Source organism: Ochrobactrum sp. C6C9 (genome assembly GCF_022627935.1).
In the GTDB taxonomy this organism is placed as follows: domain Bacteria; phylum Pseudomonadota; class Alphaproteobacteria; order Rhizobiales; family Rhizobiaceae; genus Brucella; species Brucella teleogrylli.
Genome location: NZ_JABXGB010000056.1, coordinates 1 through 13,658 on the forward strand (window position 1 = coordinate 1; position 13,658 = coordinate 13,658).

Consider the following 13,658-nt stretch of genomic DNA (forward strand, 5'->3'; position numbering starts at 1 on the left):
CCCCTACCGCCCCGAATACAGCAACCCAAAACCGCTGGAGCGAACTCAAAACTGGATAAAACTTGGGGGCAACGTCAGCGGAAAACCTCAAGTTGCGTAAAGAACTGGCCATTATGTTGCGTGCCGAAAACGCTGAACTGCGCAAACGTCTCGGCAAAGCTTAAGGGCAATAGTATGGCTCATCGCCCTCCCCTGGACCATTACAGCTTTCAAACGGGTGACCAGTCATGCGGGTCACCCGTTTTGCCTCGAATGCGGGAAATGGCAACCTTGGTTCGCTATTTTGGACATCCCATCAAGATTCTTTCACAATGCCTTGGACTATGAACATGCAGCAAAGGCCAGTGCTATTGATGAATAGAATTGCGGTGCCGATCATTTCGCTACTTTGCATGGGCTTGCTGATTAGCTACATGCAACTCGAACATGACCACGAGCGGATTGATCGTGAAACCGTGTTGCTGACAAATCACTGGACCGGCGAAGTCAGGCGCTGTCACCGATCATACAATTCCGAACTCAGCTGCCAACCCACAACTTTGCAGCCAAGGCCATGGTATCTGGCACTCAGTCCTTTTGATAGTCCAGCCGCAAGAGCAGCCAAACAGGGCGATAAGTCGACCCCGCTGTCCGATTTAATTTTTTACGGCGCATTCGGGCTCGTAATTCTTATTATCTTCATCCTTCCGATGCTGGATCGGAGCACCGAGCAGGATTCCCGGTCTTCGCGCAAAAGTGGCGATGCAAGCGACTGAGGCGTGGTTTTGCGCAAACCGTACGCTTTTGGCTTTACAACCTCTCCATCACATCCGTCAGGGCATGCTGCCTACAGGCACCAGCTCTCAGTATGTTGATTGCAACCGAAAAATCCGCGATAGAAGCAGACAGAATTCTATGATCGCTTCCGGCCCCGTTGCTGCGATAAGAAGAGCGTTAGACGCGGTTGAAGCAACCGCCACTTGGACAACAAGTTTAAGCGTAGCTGTCTGCTTTCGCTTCCGCGCTCGCAAAGCGCTTTGAACCAGGCACCTCGACGGCTGATGTGCTCGATCTAATCACGATGATGATCGCGAAACTCCCCAAACGCCGCTAGTAATTCTGCAAGTCCAACTTCAAAATCCTTGAGCACGACTTCGTTTGCGAGCTGGTATTCGCCGCGTCGACCGTGGCTCGCCACGGCGAGAGCGGCACCATGCGTGTAGTCGACCAGTATGTGCGTCCAACGAGCTGCGTTGTTGCGCTCGCTCAACAAGCGGGTGAGCTCATTGGTGATCCTCATAGCATGATCGGGAAAAACCGCTGGCCGCGCAAATATGGCCAAGGTCAGGGCTGGGTAGAGAACAACCTTTAAGTAGTAGGCTGTGAGAAGTCCGTGGGCGCGCGCAAGAGCTTCACCTGTTTCAGGAGCCGCAACGTCAGCATACACATGCTCCGCAAGCGCTTTGATAAGTCCATCCTGATCCTTGAAATGGTGATAGATTGTCATGGGATTGATGCCCACACGCCTTGCCAGTGCGCGCATGGTCAGACCGTCGAGACCGTCGGCATTGAGTATGTCCAAAGCCCCGGACAGAATGCTCTCCGGCGAAACGCACTTTTCGTTCGCTGTTGGCCTCCCTCGCCCCCTTGCCATCATTTCATAACCTCGTAACGAGACTGGACCAATCCAGAAGGGAAGGCCCTTGTGTCCTTGTGCGCAAGGGCCACATCGCGCTGCCTCCCACCAAAAAGAGGGCGCCCAGTACCAAGCAAGATCGGCACTCTCGTGATCACCATGTCATTTATCATATCCAGTTCCAGGAACGATTGAATGATGCGCCCGCCATCCACATAGGCGCGTTGAGCGCCTTCGGACGTCAGCATTTCCATCATGCTACTGGGCGATTTGTCTGAAAAGCGGACCTTTCCGGTGAGCTCGTAGGGCACCTCTTGTGATGCAAGCTGTTCGGATAGGACCACTACTGGCCGGGTATAGAACCACTCGCCCATGCTTCGGACCGCTTCGTATGTGCCCCGCCCCATCACAATGACATCGATATCTCTAATGAAGTCGTCGTACCCATGATCCTCCCCAGCCTGATCGTGCTCAAGCAACCAGTCGATATCCCCGTTTTCACGGGCAATAAACCCATCGAGGCTCGTGGCGATAAAGACGTGTCCAGTGACCATTACAAACCCCCATAATTATACATCGTATAAATAACGGAGTTCGAACTGTGTCAAGGCACATGAAGGTCCATTCTTGCACTTCTCGGCCACATAATTGCCTATACGTTTCCTAACCCGTCGTGACTGTCTTGAAGTGTGGTAGTCCGTCGGGTTTGAGCATGCCCGAAATTCATTCCGACGATCAATGGGAAGATATTTCGCGATCGGACCGTTTCCGAACTTCGTGTTAGCCGTTCACGAGCGGAAGTGACGGCTCTCAAAGAGACCTTGCACCTGAACTGCCCTTTCGTTACGTGCGATTTCTGCCGCGTATTATCTCTGGGGTAATCGATCACCTTCCCTTGCTTTGGCAGTATCACATCCACGAGGTGCTCTCGTCGGGATTGCACCGAAGCAAAGGAGACCAAAATGTCCATCAAATCTAACCCTATGGATCATGCCTTCACCGGAGTGAATTCGGTCGCTGACCTTACCTCGCGCCGTGGTGCAGGAATTCCTTGCCGCCAGGCTGGTCGGGGATACGGAACGGCTGGCCGCGCTCTTCGCCGATGAGGTCGACTGGCAGCTCGCCAAAAATCCCGTCGTTCCGTGGATTCGAAGGCGGTCAAGCGCTGCCGAATGTGCAGCCCAATTCACAGAATTGATGGAATATACCGTGGCCGAGCATGCGCGTGCCTCTATCGACACTTTTCTGGTCGATGGCAGTGACGCTGTTTTGATGGGGCATATCTCAGGAACCGTACGCATGACGGGAAAATCCTTCGATGGCCCTTTCGCGCTTCATCTCACGGTCGTGGAGGGTCGTATCACGCGGCACCGCCTCTACGAAAACAGCCTGTCGATCGCCGAAGCATGCACCCTATGATCGGTGTACATCGCCCCCACAGGCAAGGCCTTCAATCGGCTTTACGACCTTGCGGTCAACCGGCGCAATATCTCCCCGGTCTCCCCATCCGCCGGAAAGAAGGATTCGACCGCCAGTTCTGAAAGCGTGGCGTCGAGCGGCGTGCCGAACACAGTGATGGTGCTGATGAAAGATAGTAACTCGCCGTCGATCCTGAGCCGCAGCGGTACGGCGATGTTAGCGGCCACATCATAAGGTTGAGGGTTGGCGCGTGGCCGACCGGGATAGGCGGAGAGCTCCTTCTCAAGTGTTTCCAGTGCGGGATCGGCCGTCGCGTCGATCTGTATTCTCAGACGCTCGATCAAATGTGTACGCCATTCGTCGAAGTTTGCGATGAATGGCGCCAGCCCTTTGGGATGCAAGCTCAACCGCAGTACGTTGACCGGAGGGCTGAGCAGTGCGGGCTCCTCCACGCCTTTGAGGAGCGGCGCAATCGCGGCATTCGCGAGCACCATGTTCCAGCCCTTATCAACGGCGATGGCCGGATAGGGCTCATGGGCTTTCAGCACCATCTCAACCGCCGTCAACGCAGGCTTGAGCGCCGTCCTCCAGTGCGCGTTCGCCATAAATCGGCGCGAATCCGGCCGCCACCAGCAACCGGTTACGTTGGCGCAACGGCACCGATAGCTGATCGGCCAGCCGTAGCACCATCTCACGTGAGGGTGCACAGCGCCCGCTCTCCACGAAACTCAGATGGCGCTGTGAAATCTCGGCCTCCAGCGCGAGGCTAAGCTGGCTCATGCGGCGGCGCTGCCGCCATTCCCTTATCAATGTGCCTGCGCCCGTCTGCATGATGTTCATCGTCGCTTCTCCAACTGGCGGTTTTTATCATCAGAACCTATATGCCGAAGCCCCAATTTCCTATTACGCCGGGCGCAATCGCCAACGGCTGCGTTCGTGGTCATCTTTTTTCGACGCGGTTGACGCGGTTTTGGAGCGGCCAATCTGGGTTCCAATCAACGGAAAAGTTCATGACCCTTCCAATGCCTCCCTTTTTGAAGATTACCCTTCGGCTCGATGCTGCGGTTTCCGGCGCAGCCGCGCTGCTGAAGGCGGCCGGAGCTGGGCGCGCACCTGCGTGGGGCCGAGTACCTTTCGTGACAATAGGTAAATCATAAATGACAGCAAATATGACAACACTGTCTACGGTAACGCATTCGAGCCGCCACAGTACGCAGATTGTCGTCCTCTACCCACGAGTCCGCCCCCTATTGGAGGGGGAGGCATAGTTTACGGCTCAGTGAGAGCTAATATCCGTGGGACTTTCAGGAGCGCCATGGCGCTTCAGATGAGAGGCTTGCAACATTGATCGGCGCCAGCTTGCCGATAGGTCCGCGCTATCAGGCCACGTTCATTTACAGGCCCGATGCGCAGCACGCGATCTACAACGTCGTCTATGAGGTTCACAGCGCGGTTGTTGACACCGAGTTTGATATCGATTGAGGGTAGTGTTCTAGAATACAGGAAATACCGGCGCAATGAGCTTCCGATACCACCGGTGACGTCGATCTTGGGTGTGCCGAGCGGTTCAAATTCGCTGGTATCAGACAGAGCTTATGAAAGCTCGGAAGCCGGCACCTGCCCTGCCTTTTACCACCCCGTCGAGGCAGAGGCATCCTTTTTGGGCGACAGTATTTACTTGGAAAAGTCCGTCTGCGATCCACTCAAACGCCGGTAAATTGCCGTGTGAACGGCGTCATAGGCTCTCGTCCGCATTTAAAGCGAAACAATCCGCGAGTTGGAAAGTTTGAACAATTAGTTACTTGACAGATCAAAGTGAAGACGCTGCGATTTGATGGGTTAATCAGCGATTCTACTTAACAGCTTATCGGTGTGAACGCCCGATGGTGAGGAAGAATCCGCCAATTAACAGGCACTGTCGCCTATCGGCGTTTGCGACCCATCGGAAACTTTAGAAGCCACGAAACGGCAGAGAGCGTGATTAACATTTCAAACGAGCAGGCACTCAGTTCAGTCGTGGGAAAGCGCATTTTATTCTTCGAGAACGGGTTATTGCTGACGGAAGAAATAGAAGCGAAATTGAAGAAATCTGGCGCGGTTCCGCTCGGGCCTGTTGGTACGTCTGATCAAGCAATTGACGTTATCGAACACCTGTCGGTCGATGCAGTCATTTTCGATGTCGCTCTGAAGCCTGCTGCCGTCACGCCACTGATTACTTATCTGGAAGATAAAATGATACCATTCATATTTGCCCTATTGGAAATTTCCAGCCATGTCGGCGAACCCATTGCCAAATTTGTAATGAGCGCGCGTAAGAGCGATCTTTCCAGGATAGCGGGCGCGCTGTTCCCATCGTCAGCTGCGTGAGAGCATTTGGGCCGCAATGATCAGCTGACTTCGAGAGAGCCTGCTTTGCCAGTTCCGCTGATGAGGTGTGTTGGATGAAGATTGCTACCTATAATGTTAACGGCGTAAACGGAAGGTTGGCCGTCCTATTGCGCTGGCTTGAAGAAGATACGCCAGACATTGTCTGTTTACAGGAGCTGAAAACGCCGGACGAAAAATTCCCGATCAAAGCGCTGGAAAAAATTGGATATGACGCGGTTTGGCAAGGCCAGAAAAGCTGGAATGGGGTGGCAATTCTGGCGAGAGGAAGGACCCCGGTTGTCACGCGACGTGGACTTCCAAGCGAACTCAATGACACGCAGAGCCGCTATCTCGAGGCAGCGGTTGGAGGCGTACTAGTCGGCTCTCTCTATCTTCCGAACGGCAATCCCGTTCCTGGGCCAAAATTCGAGTACAAGCTGAGCTGGTTTCAACGGCTGCACGATTATGCGGCTGAGTTGCTGACACTCGATATACCCATAGTGCTCGCTGGCGATTTCAATGTTATGCCGACCGATCTCGATGTCTACGCGCCGGAGCGCTGGCGCGACGACGCTTTGTTTCGGCCCGAAGTTAGAAAAGCATATGCACAACTGGTTGCACAAGGTTGGACGGACGCGGTCCGGTCTCTTCATCCAAAAGAGCGTATTTACACGTTCTGGAAATATTGGCGCAATTCCTTCGAACGCGATGCTGGGTTGCGCATCGATCATCTCCTTCTTAGTCCCGCTCTGGCACCGGCCCTGAAATCGGCAAGCGTGCGACGCAACCCGCGCAGCTGGCCTCACACGAGCGATCATGCGCCTGTGATGATCGAGATTGAGTTACCGCTTGGTGCCGGCTAATCTGAGACAAGCGTAGCCGCCCGGCGCTCACAAGACCGCGCCGATCGCCGCGCTTCGCGTAATTGTTCGATATCGGGATGCCACCACCCCCGTTCTCGATCTTTGTTTGTTAGTTCATTCTTCCTTGGCCAGTTTCGAATGAGTTCGTCGAGTGAGGGCAAGCACCAGATCCCCCAAACATAATCGCCGTCGAGACCGGGATAAATGTCGTCGATCGTATCACAGTGCACCAATTCGCCTGTTATCTCCCTAACAACGATAATACCATAGGTCTCAGTTGCAATGGGACGATTGAGCGGTGGCAACGCGTCGGCAGAGAGCGGAATTCGTCGTCGCCTGCGCTCGTTCGCACGTCGACGTGCCCTTTTTTCTTCATCGCTTCCCTTACGCGCTTCGGCGCGCTTCCGCCGTTCCTCCGGTTCGCTGCGTCTAGCCTCGTTTTCGATGGCCTCCCAATGTTGGACAAGCTCATCATAGGATGCAAAGGGCACCCGCCAAACTTTCGCATTATGGTCCCATCGGGCGAAGGATATCTGACGGATTTCTTCAACCAGCCGTCGCCAATATGGCGATTTAATTCGTAACCCTTCACCGTCGACCGACAAATACGTACTGAGGATCGGCTCGAATTCATAGGCGTCCCTCCCCTTTTCCTCTGCAGAGGGGTTTGCGCGTGAGGCCTCGCGAGCCAGCCAACGATTAATGCGCCGAGACGCCGTTTTCCCAGGAACGATCCATGCCTTGTTCCAGTCGCTCCATCGTGCACGGGGAAATTCCTTGCGAAAGCGCTGAACTGTCATTCGATCAAAAGGAAATGATATTGTGGCTCGATCATGGTCTTCGGTATCCAGTCGAGTGTTTTTGTCCATCTGCGATGCTCCAGCGCCAGTTGGCTAACTGAACCCAATAAGCGGCCCAATGTTTCGTTGGGTTGCCTGCGCGGTCGAAAAGCGTTCATTTTGGAATAAGAGTTCGTTGATGCAAAGGCATCTGGATCGTTTCAAATACGAAGGTCTGAAACAAGCGACAGACGCTTTCGCTGACCCATAGCCTTCATGACTTATCGTCACGCGAAGCTTAGGTAATGCCTCTTTGAAAACTTTTTTGGAACTTATGCCGCAAGCGGGAGTTTCATGTCTGTTACTTATTTCACTGGAGAAATACAATGAAAATCAGAACGTTAGCGTTCTTGAGCGCTTGTATCATCGCGCCTTCGGCTGTGTTCGCTCAGGACACCGGCAAAACCTCTCCGGAAACTCCAGCGGTGGCAACGCCTGATAGCAACAATCCAGACGCGCCGGTTAAGGGCGCCAACAGCTTTACAGAAGCTCAAGCCAAATCAAGGATTGAGGAGGCAGGATACACAGGCGTAAGCGGCCTCAAATTGGACGAAGAAAACGGCATCTGGGAAGCCTCTGCCATGAAAGGTAACGAGAAGCTGGACGTCCAGCTTGACTACCAGGGCAATGTCACAAAGAAGCCAATGTGAAGGTTTGGCTTCCATCCACCATTTGAACATGGGAGATTTCTATGAAAACCGTTACCGGATTATTTGACAATTACGAAGCAGCCAAGGATGCTGTGGCACGGCTCGAAAACGCCGGGTTCCCGTCAGACGACATTTCCATTGTTTCCCACCACCGCGACGATGACAGCGAGAGTAATGCCGGCTCCGGCGCAGGGGTCGGTGCAGGTCTAGGTGCGGCTGTCGGCGGTGCCGGTGGTCTTTTGACAGGGCTGGGCTTCATGGCGATCCCAGGCGTTGGACCAGTCGTCGCCGCAGGTTGGCTCGCAGCAACATTGACCGGAGCAGTCGGAGGCGCAGTTGTCGGGGGTGTCGCCGGTGGTCTCATCGGGGCTCTTACGGAGAGCGGTGTATCGGAAGAAGACGCTCACTTATACGCTGAAGGCGTTCGTCGCGGTGGCTCACTTGTGACCGCTCGTATTGCGGATGAACGTGTGTCGGAAGCCGACGCTATTTTGGCCGGTGCCAATCCGGTGGATATCAATGCCCGAGGCAAACTCTATGTCCAGGAAGGCTGGCAACGGTTCGACGCGAACGCTGATCCTTATACCGAAGAGGAAATCGAACGGGAACGTAGCCGTTATCTTTAAATCTTGAGCGGGCGAAAGCCCGCTCCCTCGTCGCTATAAACAGTAATTAGCGCGTAAGCCGTGATAACAAAAAGCACGCAGCGAATAACGCGGCAACAACGATACCCAACACGACTATACGATCTGAGATTGTAATATCGAACATCTCAATCTCTATTCTTTTCAGTCCAGACCATGAAACCTATGAGCGCGAACAGCGACACCATCATCGCGCCAATAAACCAAACAAACCAGATCATACGTGGTCCTCCCGGCGACAGAACTCGCAAGACGGGAAAATGTTCATTGGGCTCGTATAAATTGAATAATGAGCCCTGATCAGTAGGGTGTAAGGTACTGATCAGGGCTTGCGCATGGAATTGCCATCAGCTTGGAAAGCCATACGCAATTTCGCAAATAACGTGCCCAACTCATTGGACAAGGGGTTGCGTGAATTTCCGTACGCTAACGTACACCAAGTCAGGCGATTAACGCCTGCATCGCAGTACGTTATTGGCTATAGCCGTATCCCGCCAGAGCAATGCCTCCGACCACGCCGATCACCGACCAGCCAAGCATGCTAATGCCCATGAAGCTGTGATAGGTTTTATCAGAGACTTTCTTAAAAGCCACCGCGACCAACAAATTCACGGCCGCGCCAAAGATTAGGCCGATACCGTTGGCGACGTAGGCGGCGGGGTGAAGTGCCATGCTCTGCATAAAATACGGTCGCAGCAGAAAAGTCGCGCCCAGCATACCTACGATCAGCACGAAAACTGAGACCATGCCGAAACCGGACCATCGTATTAGCATTGTCTAAACTACCTTTGTCTTAGGGAAGATCGAGCGGTAATGACTCTTGCCTCGTCGATGAACAACCCCTTTGCTCGGAGTTATCCCAAAAAAAGCCCGCCACTCATGGGGGCGGGCAAGTTCGGTTCTCTCCAATTGACGGATAAAATTTTACTTAAACGCTTAAAAAAGTAAATCCGCGCAGCGGTAGCGGACTAGCCTGATTCCGCACAAATTTCGCCCAAGACGACGTCCAGCCGTCAAATTCTAGCGTTTCCCCTGCCAGATCATCGCAAGAGCAATTAGTGCTAAAATAGATGTCAGTACGGCTTCAGCCAATATGATCCAACTCATTTGCGTTCCCCATACACAATTGAACGATCCATGGCTTGATCATGCCGGCGCGACAGGCCACAATTCCCTCGGAGCCAATAAGGCGGTTTTTATACTGAATGCTTAAAAAGTGTAAACCCCAGCGGCGTCTCCCAACCCCGCTGGGGTCGCGCGCAGCATTCGTACATTCCGACATTGCTTCGCGCTAGCGCCCGAGAAGCCGTCTCTCGGACGATCAGACAGATAAAGGACGACGGCAGGCCGACTATATCGGAAGAAAATAGAGCAACAATCTGGATATCCAATTTCGACAGCGCGCCAGTATCCATGACCTTGTTCATCAGAATGACTGCCGCTGCGGTCGTCTTCAACAGCGAAATAACAATCAATTACATATATTTAATCGAAACGCATCTTCCTCAATTTATTATCGCCACCAAAAAAAATACCCCGCCTCAGCGGTGCAACGGAGGCGGGGTAGGCGTCAGTCTTCCAAGCTTGGTTAAACCGGCAGCCGACACCAACGAATACGAACCACGTTCTTAGGAAAAGGTTCCCTCGGTATCGTTGGAGTTGGCATGCATTGCGGTTATGTCATGTCGAACAACATACTTCTGATGGGCAAGCCTGGCAGCGAGTTCGCAAAGATAATTTCGATCACGCAAACCATGCTCGTAGAGCATCATGACGCAGGATGCGAGTTCACTGGCCGAATAATTCCGGTCGCTTTCCTCGAGGATCACTGCTGCATACGTGAAGCAGCTACGCAGGAAATCGACTTCGACAGGTGTATATATTCGGCTCGCTTCGTTGAAAAACGGCATGTCAGCCTCCTAATACTAAAGGCGTAACTCTACCTTATTAGCGACCGCTAAAAAGCAAATTTTATCAATTAGTGTTACGTTACGCGGGCGCTGCAGAATATTGAACCCCGCCAGCCGTTTAGCTGACGGGGTATGCGCCTGCCGAAGCGAGCCACGCCGTAAACAGGCGCATGGCTGTGGCCTGAATGAGCGTCCAAACTGACGACGAGGGCCGAAGTTTCATTTAAAATGAGGTAAAAACTGCATTCGCCCCATCGGCTTTATCGGCTTCTAGTCGCGTAGAAACACAACGTAATCATTCGCATTCCTTATTCTTGACAGTTCATTCCAGAATTCCTATCTTGCCGACATGGCACGATCAAAAGAATTCGATAGAGATGAAGCGCTCAAAGCCGCCATCAATGTCTTTAGAGAACATGGATTCGAAGGCACTTCGACGGAAATGCTTATAAAATCGATGAAGGTGGGCCGGCAGAGCCTTTATGACACCTTCGGCGATAAATGGCAGCTCTATCGATCAGCGGTGGAACAGTATTTAAATAGCGAAGCTGCGGCCCATATCGACACCCTCGTATCCGAAATGCGCGCGATTGATGGAATTCGCGCTATAGTCTGGCGCGTAGTGGATGAAGCGAACAGGCCATGTCTGGGAGTTAGTTCTATCTGTGAGTTCGGTCAAACTCGACCGGACCTAATTGCCGTGCATCAGGCTGCGGACCGGCGTCTGAAGGAAGCAATGAAGCGGCGTATTGCGGAAGCAGAGGCGGACGGCGACCTGACAGATCAGGTGTCTTCACCGGAAATCGCGGACTTTATGATCGCCAATTTTTCCGGCATCCGGATCGCGGCACGCGGGGGTGCCGATCAGAAACATCTTCAATCTTTAGGAACAATGGCTTTGCGCGCAATCAGCTGAACATCCAAAACAATTTGGCCAATTATGGAACGATCAGTCCAGAAAGGATATAGTCATGAAAGCAGTTGTTATGAGGGAATTCGGCGGGACCGAGGTAATGGAAACGGTCGAGCGCCCTTTCCCTCAGCGGAACATGGACATGTCGTCGTCAAAGTTGCGGCGGCGGGCGTAAACTTCATGGATATAGGGGTAAGGCAGGGGTCGACCTGGACTGATGTGCCAAACCCGAAGGTGCTCGGCGTTGAAGGCGCGGGCTATGTGGTCGCAGTGGGCAGCGGCGTGGACGAATTTGCGCCAGATGATCGTGTCGCCTGGATCTACGGCCCTGGAAGCTATTCCGAATACATCTCAATATCAGCAACTTCCCTTGTGAGAATTCCGGATATAGTGGACGATCGCATAGCAGCATCCATCATGATGCAGGGGCTCACGGCAAGCCATTTCGCGACAGACTTTTATCCGGTTCAGCCTGGCGACATCGCTTTGGTGCACGCAGCTGCGGGTGGCGTGGGGCTTTTCCTGACGCAAATCATCAAGCGGCGCGGCGGTCATGTCATCGGGCGCGTCTCATCCCCGGAAAAAGCGGCGATTGTCAAAGCGGCCGGAGCAAATCATGTCATTATCGACAGGGACGGACAGTTCGCAAATGAAGTCTTGCATCGTACGGATGGGGTGGGTGTCAACGTCGTCTACGACGGATCGGGACCGAAGACTTTCCAAGACTCCCTCGCCTCACTCTGTCGTTCCGGTACTTTTTGCTGGTACGGACCGGTACTGGGCGGGCCCGGTCCGCTCGATCTTATGAGCCTGCCGAGAAGCATCGAGATCGGCTACGCCACCTTCTTCGATCACATCCCCACTACCGAACTCTTACGGTCCCGAAGCAAGCAACTTTTTGACTGGATTGAGGACGGTTCGCTGAAGGCCATGATCGGCAACACTTATGCACTTGCCGATGCCCGCCAGGCTCATGCGGATACGGAAAGCCGGGCTACAACCGGCAAACTCCTGCTCATACCCTGACGTTCGTTTGTCCTGCCATATGAATATCATCGGCGCCGGCTTCCGGCGCCGATGAGTCCTGTAATTGTCAGAGCTTACCCGGACCGGCTGTCAATGCGAGCAGACCGGTAAGAGGAGACGGCTCTTGAGACGTGAGATCGTAGGGGCACGCAGTGGCAAGCGTTGCGAAAGCCATTACGGCGATAATGAAAATCTTCATCTCAACCTCCGTTATTGCGAACCGGAACTCAGGTGAGATCCAGTTCGACTGCTATGTTTCCACGCGTTGCTTTCGAATAAGGGCAGGTCTGGTGAGCATCCTCAATGATCGCTCGAGCAATCTGCGGCTCAAGTCTATAGCGCGACAATCAGGATGAGACGCTTGCGACAATCTGGATGAGATTCTTAGGTCGCGGTCTGGATCAAATTATCATGCTGATTGCCGTTGACAAGTTCTTCTTCGTTTTCTGATTGCCGCTGCGCGACAGACAGCGTTGAGGTCCTGATTGTCGCAAACGAGGCCGGTCGGCCCCGCTGGCGTTTTTCTTCAAGCGCGGTTCTGCGGCGATAACTTTCGACATTCATCTCGAAGATCGTGGCATGGTGCACAAGCCGGTCTACTGCTGCGAGTGTCATGGCAGGATCTGGAAAGACCCGGTTCCACTCTCCGAACGGCAGATTGTGCGGCAAACCGGCCATAGCCGGAAGCTCGTTCGTGACGTTTTAAGGGAGCAGCGTCTCGACGTGTTCCGAACGCGGCCCAGTTCTCTGGATAGCTGGTTGCCTTGGCTCAACAGCCGCTGGGAAGAAGGGGGCACGGAACGCTTCGGCACTCTGGCGTGAGATGAAGACGAAGGGCTTTGTGGGAAAGAGTAGTGTCGTATCGCAATGGGCTCAACGCCGACGTCTTGCGGAAAAGGCCAATCAGAGCGGGCTCGCCAGAACGCCGTCCGCACGGGTTATCGCACGGCTCATGACCACCGCGCGCGACGACCTTGCAAAATCCGAAGCGATCCTGGTGGCGGCGATCGAAGTGAACGTCCCGGACCTTGTGGTCGCCCGTACTGCCATTGGTGATTTCCAGTCCATGATCCGCTCGAAGACAGCGCGGAAGCTCGACGAGTGGTTGGAAGCCGCTAAGGACAGCTTGGTCGGATCGTTTGCCGGCGGCGTCGAAAAAGACCTCGACGCCGTCAGGAATGCAATCATATCACCGTGGTCAAATGGGCAAACGGAAGGACAGATCACACGCTTAAAGCTCATTAAGCGCCAGATGTACGGAAGAGCAAAACTCGATCTCCTGCAGGCGCGGTTGATCGGTGCGTCGTAGACCTGCACGGCAGCAAATGTGCGTCAGGGGGTGCGGATAAAAACTTGGACTGTTTTTACGTCACAATGCCAAGACAGTTTCGATATTCGATTGGGCTTCGTGC

General features: G+C 53.6%; 14 protein-coding genes and 5 pseudogenes. 10 read left to right on the forward strand and 9 right to left on the reverse strand.

Features of this window, described 5'->3' with window-relative positions; all coding sequences use genetic code 11:
• Window positions 1-77 precede the first annotated feature (77 nt).
• Together HWD97_RS23225 and HWD97_RS23230 are read left to right on the forward strand one after the other, a co-directional pair.
• A pseudogene (locus HWD97_RS23225) lies at window positions 78-164 on the forward strand (transcriptional regulator); the annotation flags it as partial.
• A gap of 63 nt (window positions 165-227) precedes the next feature.
• Entirely contained in the window at window positions 228-755 is a 528-nt protein-coding gene (locus tag HWD97_RS23230; RefSeq protein WP_146200152.1) for a hypothetical protein, read from the forward strand.
• A gap of 296 nt (window positions 756-1,051) precedes the next feature.
• Here HWD97_RS23230 and HWD97_RS23235 read toward each other — a convergent pair whose 3' ends face one another.
• Together HWD97_RS23235 and HWD97_RS23240 are read right to left on the reverse strand one after the other, a co-directional pair.
• Window positions 1,052-1,636 carry a TetR/AcrR family transcriptional regulator gene (locus HWD97_RS23235; RefSeq protein WP_109365652.1) on the reverse strand — a complete coding sequence of 195 codons (585 nt, stop codon included), beginning with the start codon at window positions 1,634-1,636 and terminating at the stop codon, window positions 1,052-1,054.
• Window positions 1,633-2,169: a dihydrofolate reductase family protein gene (locus tag HWD97_RS23240; protein ID WP_109365651.1), complete on the reverse strand. Its 537-nt coding sequence runs from the start codon at window positions 2,167-2,169 to the stop codon at window positions 1,633-1,635. Before HWD97_RS23240 ends, HWD97_RS23235 begins: the two co-directional genes overlap by 4 nt.
• A gap of 484 nt (window positions 2,170-2,653) precedes the next feature.
• Here HWD97_RS23240 and HWD97_RS23245 point away from each other — a divergent pair, with 484 nt between their 5' ends.
• On the forward strand, window positions 2,654-3,034 hold the full coding sequence (locus HWD97_RS23245) for a nuclear transport factor 2 family protein (RefSeq protein ID WP_176588814.1): 381 nt from the start codon (window positions 2,654-2,656) through the stop codon (window positions 3,032-3,034).
• A 41-nt stretch (window positions 3,035-3,075) separates the two neighbouring features.
• Here HWD97_RS23245 and HWD97_RS23250 read toward each other — a convergent pair.
• Window positions 3,076-3,874: pseudogene (locus tag HWD97_RS23250) on the reverse strand (helix-turn-helix domain-containing protein).
• A 1,137-nt stretch (window positions 3,875-5,011) separates the two neighbouring features.
• Between HWD97_RS23250 and HWD97_RS23255 the strand changes: the two are divergent.
• Window positions 5,012-5,401, forward strand: a complete 390-nt coding sequence (locus HWD97_RS23255; protein WP_319081147.1) for a transcriptional regulator — start codon at window positions 5,012-5,014, stop codon at window positions 5,399-5,401.
• A gap of 74 nt (window positions 5,402-5,475) precedes the next feature.
• Window positions 5,476-6,264: an exodeoxyribonuclease III gene (gene xth / locus HWD97_RS23260; protein ID WP_283735485.1), complete on the forward strand. Its 789-nt coding sequence runs from the start codon at window positions 5,476-5,478 to the stop codon at window positions 6,262-6,264.
• On the opposite strand, the gene HWD97_RS23265 is transcribed toward xth, so the two are convergent.
• Window positions 6,261-7,133 (reverse strand): hypothetical protein, encoded by an 873-nt coding sequence (locus tag HWD97_RS23265; RefSeq protein ID WP_319081148.1) that lies wholly within the window; start codon window positions 7,131-7,133, stop codon window positions 6,261-6,263. The genes xth and HWD97_RS23265 overlap by 4 nt on opposite strands.
• Window positions 7,134-7,429: 296 nt before the next feature.
• On the opposite strand from HWD97_RS23265, the gene HWD97_RS23270 reads away from it, so the two are divergent.
• On the forward strand, window positions 7,430-7,753 hold the full coding sequence (locus tag HWD97_RS23270) for a PepSY domain-containing protein (RefSeq protein WP_319081149.1): 324 nt from the start codon (window positions 7,430-7,432) through the stop codon (window positions 7,751-7,753).
• Between the two features lie 41 nt (window positions 7,754-7,794).
• Window positions 7,795-8,379 (forward strand): general stress protein, encoded by a 585-nt coding sequence (locus tag HWD97_RS23275; protein ID WP_109365648.1) that lies wholly within the window; start codon window positions 7,795-7,797, stop codon window positions 8,377-8,379.
• Window positions 8,380-8,868: 489 nt separating this feature from the next.
• On the opposite strand, the gene HWD97_RS23280 is transcribed toward HWD97_RS23275, so the two are convergent.
• Complete coding sequence (locus HWD97_RS23280; RefSeq protein ID WP_109365647.1) at window positions 8,869-9,144, reverse strand: hypothetical protein; 276 nt, start codon at window positions 9,142-9,144, stop codon at window positions 8,869-8,871.
• An 881-nt stretch (window positions 9,145-10,025) separates the two neighbouring features.
• Window positions 10,026-10,307: a hypothetical protein gene (locus HWD97_RS23285; protein ID WP_109365645.1), complete on the reverse strand. Its 282-nt coding sequence runs from the start codon at window positions 10,305-10,307 to the stop codon at window positions 10,026-10,028.
• A gap of 349 nt (window positions 10,308-10,656) precedes the next feature.
• Between HWD97_RS23285 and HWD97_RS23290 the strand changes: the two genes are divergently transcribed.
• Together HWD97_RS23290 and HWD97_RS23295 are read left to right on the forward strand one after the other, a co-directional pair.
• Window positions 10,657-11,223: a TetR/AcrR family transcriptional regulator gene (locus HWD97_RS23290; RefSeq protein ID WP_319081325.1), complete on the forward strand. Its 567-nt coding sequence runs from the start codon at window positions 10,657-10,659 to the stop codon at window positions 11,221-11,223.
• A 55-nt stretch (window positions 11,224-11,278) separates the two neighbouring features.
• Window positions 11,279-12,246: pseudogene (locus tag HWD97_RS23295) on the forward strand (quinone oxidoreductase).
• Window positions 12,247-12,313: 67 nt separating this feature from the next.
• Here the strand turns inward: HWD97_RS23295 and HWD97_RS23300 are convergent.
• The 3 genes and pseudogenes from HWD97_RS23300 to HWD97_RS23310 form a co-directional block, all read right to left on the reverse strand.
• Complete coding sequence (locus HWD97_RS23300; RefSeq protein ID WP_255481881.1) at window positions 12,314-12,445, reverse strand: hypothetical protein; 132 nt, start codon at window positions 12,443-12,445, stop codon at window positions 12,314-12,316.
• A gap of 28 nt (window positions 12,446-12,473) precedes the next feature.
• Window positions 12,474-12,578: pseudogene (locus HWD97_RS23305) on the reverse strand (peroxiredoxin); the annotation flags it as partial.
• A gap of 52 nt (window positions 12,579-12,630) precedes the next feature.
• Window positions 12,631-12,906: pseudogene (locus HWD97_RS23310) on the reverse strand (ATP-binding protein); the annotation flags it as partial.
• Between the two features lie 163 nt (window positions 12,907-13,069).
• Here HWD97_RS23310 and HWD97_RS23315 point away from each other — a divergent pair.
• On the forward strand, window positions 13,070-13,555 hold the full coding sequence (locus HWD97_RS23315) for a transposase (RefSeq protein WP_371835714.1): 486 nt from the start codon (window positions 13,070-13,072) through the stop codon (window positions 13,553-13,555).
• Window positions 13,556-13,658: the final 103 nt, after the last annotated feature.

Excerpts from the sequence above, each read along its gene's own strand:
- HWD97_RS23230 (WP_146200152.1), top strand. The coding sequence starts at position 228 with ATGCGGGTCACCCGTTTTGCCTCGAATGCGGGAAATGGCAACCTTGGT.
- HWD97_RS23235 (WP_109365652.1), bottom strand. The coding sequence starts at position 1,636 with ATGATGGCAAGGGGGCGAGGGAGGCCAACAGCGAACGAAAAGTGCGTT.
- HWD97_RS23240 (WP_109365651.1), bottom strand. The coding sequence starts at position 2,169 with ATGGTCACTGGACACGTCTTTATCGCCACGAGCCTCGATGGGTTTATT.
- xth (WP_283735485.1), top strand. The coding sequence starts at position 5,476 with ATGAAGATTGCTACCTATAATGTTAACGGCGTAAACGGAAGGTTGGCC.
- HWD97_RS23265 (WP_319081148.1), bottom strand. The coding sequence starts at position 7,133 with ATGGACAAAAACACTCGACTGGATACCGAAGACCATGATCGAGCCACA.
- HWD97_RS23270 (WP_319081149.1), top strand. The coding sequence starts at position 7,430 with ATGAAAATCAGAACGTTAGCGTTCTTGAGCGCTTGTATCATCGCGCCT.
- HWD97_RS23275 (WP_109365648.1), top strand. The coding sequence starts at position 7,795 with ATGAAAACCGTTACCGGATTATTTGACAATTACGAAGCAGCCAAGGAT.
- HWD97_RS23280 (WP_109365647.1), bottom strand. The coding sequence starts at position 9,144 with ATGGTCTCAGTTTTCGTGCTGATCGTAGGTATGCTGGGCGCGACTTTT.
- HWD97_RS23285 (WP_109365645.1), bottom strand. The coding sequence starts at position 10,307 with ATGCCGTTTTTCAACGAAGCGAGCCGAATATATACACCTGTCGAAGTC.
- HWD97_RS23290 (WP_319081325.1), top strand. The coding sequence starts at position 10,657 with ATGGCACGATCAAAAGAATTCGATAGAGATGAAGCGCTCAAAGCCGCC.
- HWD97_RS23300 (WP_255481881.1), bottom strand. The coding sequence starts at position 12,445 with ATGAAGATTTTCATTATCGCCGTAATGGCTTTCGCAACGCTTGCCACT.
- HWD97_RS23315 (WP_371835714.1), top strand. The coding sequence starts at position 13,070 with ATGAAGACGAAGGGCTTTGTGGGAAAGAGTAGTGTCGTATCGCAATGG.